Source organism: Desulfogranum marinum (assembly GCF_016918565.1).
In the GTDB taxonomy this organism is placed as follows: Bacteria; Desulfobacterota; Desulfobulbia; order Desulfobulbales; family Desulfobulbaceae; genus Desulfogranum; species Desulfogranum marinum.
Map to the genome: position 1 here is coordinate 1 of NZ_JAFFQD010000084.1, position 6487 is coordinate 6487.

Here is a 6487-nt window from a genome sequence, read left to right on the forward strand (position 1 = left end):
GGATTTTTCATTATAACGACCTTGCTGGATCCCATCAAATATCCTAGCGAGGAAATTGCCGAACTGTACCTGAAAAGATGGGATGTTGAGCTTTTTTTTCGAGATATAAAGACGACCATGGGAATGGATATTTTACGGTGCCAAACTCCGGAAATGATATCCAAAGAGATCCTTATGAACTTTATAGCTTACAACTGTGTTCGTAGGCTTATGTATGAAGCGGCAGAAAGAGTGGATGTTGCAGTTAGACTGGTAAGTTTTAAAGGGAGTTTGCAGGCAATTCGAAACTGGGAACCTCAGCTGAACCATGACAAGTTGAGCAATGCAGAACGAGTTAAAATGCTTGATGATTTATACGGTACGGTGACGGGGTTACCCCTTCAACAAAGACCAGGCAGAAGAGAACCGAGGTGCCTAAAACGACGCCAGAAAAACTACCAACTATTAACCAAACCGAGGCACGAAATGCAGGAAATGGAACACCGCAGCAGATATAGTGCAAATAGCTTAAACTAGCGCCATTCTGGTCTGTCCCTTACTTCTCTACTTTTTAGAAGGAATCAACCTGTCTCTAACATTAGTCTGCAGGGTCCATCCCATTTCCTGTAAATTGGCGCTGGCTACGGGGCTGAAATCACCCAATACCCACAGTTGCTTCTTCGTCTCTTTAGAGTCGCTCTTTTCTGTAAGTGAGCGGGCGATACCTGCTACATTTTCACTCCAGATAATATGATCTGTAGGCAGTACAACCACAGTCTCACCCTTGGTGGTTGTTGCCTTGGTTATGCGTGCCAGTGGCGAAATGCGTTTCAGAGGAGCTATTTGTTGGTGATAACCTGCGGACATAACAGCCAGAGTGGTTATCACCCTTGCCATTTGCGGGTCACTGGCCTGCAGGCCGACCTTGATGAAGAGTTCCAGGTTTTCCACGCCCTTCATTTTTTCCAGGGCGGAAACTGTTACCGTTGCAAGGGCAGGGTTAAAGACACTGTTGTTAAGAAATAGCTGAACCGTGTCTGCATTCATACCCATGGCGAGGAGCTTGTTTTTGTTTTGCAGCCAGAGTTCCGAGGCGGGGGTGTTGTTGATTGCCTCGTTAAGTAAACGCGCCGTCCCCGAGGTGGTCAGTACCAGGCCCCCGACGCCCGGTACAGCACTCATGGCCACACCGACTCCAAGCCCACCGAGGTAGTCTGCCCAGGCTAGCCGGTCAAGCTCTTCTTGCAAGACTGTATTTGCAGAATATACGTTTACTCCGTATTGAGTGGCGATCTTACCCTTGGATTTTGAAAATCCGATTATTTGCTGTGCTCTAGTGTCTTCGGCATCGGTTACCTGGCGGCTGCCGATAGTGTTGGAGGCTCTGTTGAACAGGCTGCTAACCCCTGCAGCCGCTCCCTGAAGCGTCTCTTCCGTATTGGTAAAAAGGTTTTTGATGCCTGTGGCGGCATTTTTACCAGATTGTTTTAAGGCGGCAATTGCGGTGTCGTCGGTAGCAATTTTTTTCATTGCCGCAATAACGTTTAATTCTTGGGTAAGCTGATACAGTGCACTTGTGGAGCTTGGTGTAAATGTGCCGTATGGCGACAACACTGTATAGTGATAGAAAAATCCATCGCTTGTCACTTCTTCGGCTACCGTAAAGTGCTTCCCTTTTCGTACTTCTGGTTTGAGCAGTGATTGTACCGAATATTTTTGTGGCGTTTCATATTGTGCAAAGGTGACAAGGGGGCAAAGAAGGAGGAGCAGGGCCAAAGCTATTACCGTGACCTTTAATTGATTTGTTGTGTAAGCTTTTTTCAGAATCAGGTTCTGGAACATGGGCGAGATCTCCAACGTTATTAGCTTAATCGTTTAGTAGGGTGGATAAGCGTAGCGCATCCACGCGGATTCCCAATACTCACAGTGGTGGATGCGCTGCGCTTATCCACCCTACGGGCTTGGCCGATCGCTTGCGAATATGGGAATGCCAAACTCAATTTTCCTGTTATACAAAATTTAACTCTATCCGTTTGCCTATAGCCTCAGCAAATCGTGCAATAGTTGAGAGCCTGATATCCTCAGCATATAACTTTTTTTCGTTTTACAGTTAGAGCGAGTTTTTTCTTGGTGTTTTTGTATCATGTTTCAGGGGAGAAAAAATTGATTCTTCGCACAGTTAAATGTTAACGTTAAAGTGAACGTAGTCAAGAGGTAGTTATAGTGCATCGGAATCATGGTTCCTCTAATAAAGGTAGCAAAAAATGGAATTCAACAGCAACGTTGAATATAAAAAGAGCGTGTGCCCGCTTGATTGTCCTGACAGTTGCGGAATTATAGCTAAAGTGGTCGACGGCAGAGTGGAATCTTTAGCCGGTGACCCTGACCACCCCTATACCCAGGGCTTTATCTGTAGAAAAATGCGCAGGTACCCTGAGCGTGTCTATTCTCCCGACAGAATTCTTTATCCCCAGGTTCGGATTGGCAAAAAAGGGGAAGGTAAATTTGAGAGGATAAGCTGGCCAGCAGCCCTTGAGTTATTAAGTGAGAAGCTCAAAAAAATCGTTGCCCAGTATGGTGGAGAGGCGATACTGCCCTACCAATACGCCGGTAACATGGGAGTTTTAAACAGAAACGCTGGTTATGGTCTGTACCATAAGCTTGGAGCGAGCCGGTTGATCGAGACAATTTGCTCAGCTGCTGCAGGAAAAGGGTGGTCCATGCACTACGGCGATGTACCGGGGAGCCCGCCGGAGGTTGCTGCAGATACGGACCTTATTATTGCCTGGGGCATTAATGTTAAGGTGTCCAATGTTCATTTTTGGCCCTTTATTGCTGCGGCGCGTAAACAAGGTGCCAGGCTGGTGGTAATAGATCCTTATCGGAACGAGACTGCACAGGCTGCTGATCAGTATATTCAGGTGCAGCCTGGCGGTGACAGCGCGCTCGCCTTGGGAGCCTTGAAATACCTGGTGGAAACCAACCGGCTGGACCGCAAAATGCTTGCTGAACAAACTACGGACTTTGCAACCCTTGAAGGGTATTTGCAGGCAACCCCCTGGGAGCAGTTCACAAGCCAGAGCGGACTAGATAAAGAATCCATTGCAGCATTTGCCAGACTGCTAGCAGCACATCCCAAGACTTTTATCCGTATTGGAATAGGATTGAGCCGCAATAGTCGGGGCGGGATGAGCGTTCGAGCTATCAATGCATTGGCAGCTGCGCTGGGGTTGTTTAGCGGGCAGGAAGGGCAGGGTGTTTTGCTGTCGAGCAAAGCATTTAGTGGAGACACGGACAAACTGCGTTTTCCCGAGCTTGCTGACACCGAATCCCGCCTGGTGAATATGGCCCATCTTGGCCATGCCCTGACTGCCCTGCAGCCGCCAGTGAAATTGTTCTTTGTGTACAGTTGCAATCCTTTGAGTGTGGCTCCTGACAGTTCTATGGTGCGCCAGGGGCTTCTGCGTGACGATCTGTTTACCGTTGTCCACGAACAGGTGATGACTCCCACTGCCCGTTACGCTGATCTTCTCTTACCTGCTACTACCTTTTTAGAAAACAAAGATCTGTATACCGGTTACGGCCATTTCTTTATGGGATGTGTGGACAAGGTTATTAAGCCGGTGGGTGAGGCACGGAGTAATTTTGACCTGTTTCAGGACCTGGCCCGGACAATGGGATTTACCGACGTACCCTTCATGCAAACTGCTGAAGAACGGTTGCAGCAGTATGTTGCTACCATGGAAGGGGTGCCTAATGGGTACGTATTTAACCCTGATGAGTTTAGTGGTTGGGTTGAGTCGACGCGGAAGCGAACTGGGGAGGCGGTAATGCGTCGCTGGGACACTGCTTTTGCCTTTAAGGTAGCTGCAGAAGAGGCGGCAACAGAGGGCGCTCCTGCAATTCCCTGTCTACTCGAAGCAGATGAATTTAGCGATAAAGATCTTTGCTCACGGTTACCTTTGAAATTGATAACACCACCCCATATGGATTTGCTCAATTCAACCTTTGGCGATTTGCACAGAGGCAAAATTGGAGAGGTGTTGATACACCCCAAGGATGCTGCTTTGTATGAGATTGCGGACGGGGCTGAGGTTTTACTTGAAAATAACCGTGGGAAGTGTCTGCGGCTGGCTAAAGTGAGCGAGGACACACAAGAGGGGTTGCTCGTGGCTGAAGGGCTTTTTTGGCAGACAGACAAATGCCCCACCGCAATCAATGAACTTACCTCACAAAAGACAACCGATGTTGCTGCTGGGCCGACCTTTCATGAGTCGCGGGTCTGCATCTCCACCAAGAGTATTGATTATGGGTAGCCTGTAATTGTTCGCTGGTAACATATCGGTAAAATAGGAGAAAATAGTAAAATAGTAAAATAGTAAAATAGGGGACAGACCACCTTTTAGATTGTAAATCTAAAAGGTGGTCTGTCCCCTATTTTTTCCAAAAGTCCGATTAGGCAAAATAGAGGTATGATTGCGTCTTCTCTTTCAATGAAAGTGTCTTACTTTACAAGCCATACCGTGAGCATCAAGTAAACTATAATCCTGGTGTACTAATCAATACGCACCTGACCAGCGTACGATTACTTTTGTTTTTTCGATAACTACCCCAGTGAACTCTACTTTTAAGAGGAGCTACACATGTTAAATTTCGACTTTTACAACCCAACACACATCGTATTTGGCAAAGGGCAATTGGAGCAATTAGATGCTTTGACCCCGAAAAATTCAACGGTGCTCATCACCTATGGAGGGGGGAGTGCAAAGAGGACAGGCGTATTAGCCAAGGTAAAAACAGAGTTAGCCAAATCTGATCGCAATGTTTTGGAATTTGGCGGCATTGGTGCGAATCCAGAGCTGTCAGTGCTTATGGGCGCAGTTGATATTGTCAGGAAAGAGAAAGTAGACTTTTTACTTGCTGTTGGTGGCGGTTCAGTAATGGACGGAACAAAGTTTATTGCCATTGCTTCAGTAGCAGATGACTTTATTGGTAAAGAGCGAGAGCTACTTAATTTTGGTTTTACTCCTGTACCGGTTGAAGGTGCTGTGCCAATGGGAACGGTGCTTACCTTGCCGGCTACGGGGTCAGAGATGAATTGTGGAGCGGTAATTACTGACGGTGAAGATAAGCTACCTGTTTTCAGCACCTTCACGTTTCCAAAATTTTCTATTCTTGATCCTGAGCTGACCTATACTCTGCCGGTGACTCAGGTGGCAAATGGCGTGGTAGATACTTTTGTTCATACAGTTGAACAGTATGTTACTTATCCGGCGGAAGCACGTTTTCAGGATAGGACTGCCGAAGGCATTCTGCAGACTTTGATTGAAATAGGGAAGAAGACCGTTGAAGAGCCGGAAAATTATGATGCACGGGCCAATTTAGTATGGTGTGCAACCATGGCTTTAAATGGATTGATAGGTGCAGGGGTGCCACAGGACTGGAACACGCATATGATAGGGCATGAAATAACAGCTCTTTTTGGTATTGATCACGCCAAAACTCTGGCCATGGTCCAACCCGCCGTATGGAAAGTTCGTAAGGAGCAAAAGAAAGAAAAGTTGCTCCAATATGCTGAACGGGTGTGGGGAATCACAGAAGGTGATGAAGAGACAAGGATTGATGCTGCTATTAGTAAAACAGAGGAATTCTTTCAAAGTCTTGGCATCAAGACTCGGCTAGGTGACCATGATATAGGGGAAGAAGGGATTGATAGGATTATTGAGTCACTGGACAAACATGGAATGACGGCTCTTTCTGAAACCGGTGACGTTACTCTTGATATATCCAGGAAGATTTTGCAGGCTGCACTTTAGTACTGTTATTTAGAGTTTCGTTACTTGTCTAAAGGCTTTTTAATACATTACCACCGGGTGGTTAACCTTGTTCACCCGGTGGTAATAAAAAAAACATTTAGAGAAAAAAGCAACTGATCGCAAAAATAGTTATTGACGACCGATTGATGATCGAGTATTTTCCCGCCCCGTGCCTGACGAAACATGGACGGCACAGCTTGAAGTGGATTATTAGTTGTTTAATAATTCCAAGCCTTTGGCGGTTAAAATTTATTTTTAACCAGCCGAATAAAAGAGGTTGACTTCAAGAGCGCGGTAAGGTAGTTTGCCGCTCCGTTGCTTGACGAATACAATCGCCAGGCAGCATGCTGAAGGTCGTTGGCAGTGATCAACGATCACACCTTTTTAGTTGTTGAAAGTTACTTTCAACAACAGTAAAAAAAAGGTTGACGGCACGGCGGAGTTACAGTAGATTGTCGCTCCGTTGCTTGACCAACATTATTGAGCAACATGTTCTTGTTTTGACAAGAGCTTACGCAGTACATAAAGTATAACTTCTGTTATACCGAGGCCATGTACAATGGCTTTGATCTTTGACAACTGAACAGTAAACAAGCGGGCCAATTGATTTTGGTTTTTTTGAAGTAAGTAAGTCCAATCGTAAGTGATTGTGGCTAGGATATAAACTGGAGAGTTTGATTCTGGCTCAGAAC

Annotated in this window: 5 protein-coding genes; 3 read left to right on the top strand and 2 right to left on the bottom strand. The window is 46.2% G+C overall.

The window, feature by feature from the left end; genetic code table 11:
• Positions 1–516: transposase (locus JWH17_RS22490; protein WP_205224951.1), on the top strand; the 516-nt coding region annotated here is incomplete at its 5' end.
• A 27-nt stretch (positions 517–543) separates the two neighbouring features.
• On the opposite strand, the gene JWH17_RS22495 is transcribed toward JWH17_RS22490, so the two are convergent.
• On the bottom strand, positions 544–1821 hold the full coding sequence (locus tag JWH17_RS22495; RefSeq protein WP_205224952.1) for a hypothetical protein: 1278 nt from the start codon (positions 1819–1821) through the stop codon (positions 544–546).
• Between the two features lie 422 nt (positions 1822–2243).
• On the opposite strand from JWH17_RS22495, the gene JWH17_RS22500 reads away from it, so the two are divergent.
• Positions 2244–4295: a molybdopterin-dependent oxidoreductase gene (locus JWH17_RS22500; protein WP_205224953.1), complete on the top strand. Its 2052-nt coding sequence runs from the start codon at positions 2244–2246 to the stop codon at positions 4293–4295.
• 327 nt (positions 4296–4622) lie between these two features.
• Positions 4623–5795: an iron-containing alcohol dehydrogenase gene (locus JWH17_RS22505; RefSeq protein ID WP_205224954.1), complete on the top strand. Its 1173-nt coding sequence runs from the start codon at positions 4623–4625 to the stop codon at positions 5793–5795.
• A 477-nt stretch (positions 5796–6272) separates the two neighbouring features.
• On the opposite strand, the gene JWH17_RS22510 is transcribed toward JWH17_RS22505, so the two are convergent.
• Positions 6273–6487 (bottom strand): hypothetical protein (locus JWH17_RS22510; protein WP_205224955.1); only part of this gene is annotated, 215 nt, incomplete at its 5' end.